This window comes from Acidovorax sp. K2F, assembly GCF_025246485.1.
Lineage (GTDB): Bacteria > Pseudomonadota > Gammaproteobacteria > Burkholderiales > Burkholderiaceae_C > Acidovorax > Acidovorax delafieldii.
This window is the reverse complement of the sequence record NZ_JAOBSQ010000083.1, coordinates 1-2201: the sequence shown is the minus strand read 5'-3', so window position 1 is coordinate 2201 and position 2201 is coordinate 1. Positions and strand designations below refer to the sequence as shown.

Here is a 2201-nt window from a genome sequence, read left to right as displayed (position 1 = left end):
GATCGAACGGTCTGTGGCGTATGTCCCCAATGAGGTCGCTCTTGGGATGTGTTTGGCCGAGGCGGAATCTGATCCCACCTCGAGACATGGCTTCGAAGTTGTTCGCTTCGTACAGGCCGTGCGTGCCCGACGCTCGCTGCCCACAGTCCAGCGATTCGTTTAACGGCTGGCCTAGGCCAGGGAGAAAAGCGGGAAGACAAGGTCAGGTGAATTCCAACGCCTCCACAGGGCGCACAGGCGGCGGCAGCAGGCGCGTGCGCTTGGATTTTGGGACACCTGAGACTCCTCTTGACAACGCGACGAGACATCGGCGGCACACCAAAAAGTTAAGGAAATACGTATGGAAATCGCTAAGCACATGTTTGACACAGTGGCAATCGGTGCGGGGCCGTGGTGCCCGCTGGAGAACCCCGACTACATCGAGGAAGCCATCTCGAGTGCACGACGCGGAGACATGTTCGCTCCGTTCCGTCCAGACGTGCTTAAGGCCCTTGTTGACGAATACTGCAAAGGTGGGGAGGCTTGGTTTGCCGTTAGTAAACGGTTCAGGCAAGCCAATTATCGAGTGCCGATGAACGACTTGGATCGTGCGATGCGCGCTTTGGTTGAGACTGCTGCAAGCGACGAGTCGTCCAACAACTATTCCGTCATCATCGGGGCTGCCCTAGCAGCGGCCGAAGCGGGCGACGCTTCCGCGCCCTTTGATCGCTCGGTCATAGAAGCGCTTGTCAGTCTATGGATCCGCGACGAGTTCAGTGCTCGTGACGTAGGCCGCTACTTCGCAAGAGCAAACTACAAGATCGAGTGGAGTGACCTCAGAGCTGCCATCCAGCGCGAAGTGATGTTGATGCTGGGAACTTCAAAAGCCGCGCGCATTGTGAAGTTGGCCGATTACAAGTGGGATCGCCGTCGTGATGATTCTGGAGAGTGTTTCACGTACTGGGCACCGGTTGCTGCCCGGAAGTCGCCGATGCGCAAGCGTACGTAGAACGATGCCCCCAGGCCCGAAGTGTCGGCAGCCTGGAAACCTGCGGTTTCTGGCCCCCTTCTGAGGGAGTCTGGAAACCTGAAAGGCTGGGAACCTGACGCTGCTGTTGCGTCGGCGCCCGGCCCACATCTATCTACCAATTACTGATACCTATCTGCTCACGGCGGAGCTAATGCGCTGCGCGTGACACAACTTGAGGATTGAAATGAACACTACAGAAATCGAAGCACAGAATGTTGAGGCACAAAGAGTCGAAGAGATCGCTCACCCACTTGACAAGTTCTCTTTGAGGGGAAAGCACGAGCTGCTCGTGACACAGAAGCTTGCGCAGGTTCATGTCATGCAAGGTGTGGCGCTGCTTGGGGAATCCACCGTGCTGTACGCAGAGCACAACACAGGAAAGACGTTGATCACGTTTGCACTGCTTATTGAAGCGATCGAAAGTGGGCGCGTCCGAGCCGACAAGGTCTACTACATCAATGTGGATGACTCCTTCAACGGGGCCGTAGACAAGCTTGGCTTTGCGCAGAAGTACGGCTTTCACTACCTTGCGAGGGACCAAGAGGGCTTCAGCGTGGAACGCCTTCGCGTGGCAATGCTAGAAATGATCGAAACAGGCACGGCCAACGGGACGGTATTGGTATTGGACACACTCAAGAAGTTCGTCGACTTGATGGACAAGACGAAGAGTTCGAAGTTTGCCGACTTAGTCAGATCTTTTGTGTCCAAAGGCGGCACCGTGATTGCCTTGGCACACACCAATAAGAACCGTGGTGCTGATGGTCGGCCGCAGTATGGAGGTACTTCGGACATCATCTCTGATTTCGACTGTGCGCACATCATGAGTGCGACCGACGCTGAAGGCCAACAGGGCGTCAAGTTGGTGGAGTTCAGAAACGAGAAGTCTCGTGGCCCGGTCGAGAAGTATGTGTACTGCACATACCCCGGTGATCCCAAAGTGCCCTATGCGGAAAAGCTCGCGGCAGTTCGTCTTGTTCCTGAAGAAGAACTGGCTGAGATGAAACATAAGGCGCGTATGGCACGTGACGCCGAAGCCATTGACATCATCAAGAAATGCATCTCTGACGGTGTTTCTCAGAAAATGGAGCTTCTGAAAGAAGTGCAGGCACAAACGGACCTAAGCCGCCGAGCTGTTGGCATTGTGCTCGAGACATATGCTGGGACAGACAAGACACGCAATTTCTGGTCAGTG

2 protein-coding genes are annotated in these 2201 nt (G+C 55.2%); both read left to right on the top strand.

Annotated elements, in window-relative coordinates; all coding sequences use genetic code 11:
* Positions 1 to 340 precede the first annotated feature (340 nt).
* Complete coding sequence (locus tag N4G42_RS25280) at positions 341 to 988, top strand: hypothetical protein (RefSeq protein ID WP_260669151.1); 648 nt, start codon at positions 341 to 343, stop codon at positions 986 to 988.
* 205 nt (positions 989 to 1193) lie between these two features.
* Positions 1194 to 2201 (top strand): AAA family ATPase (locus N4G42_RS25275; RefSeq protein WP_260669150.1); only part of this gene is annotated, 1008 nt, incomplete at its 3' end.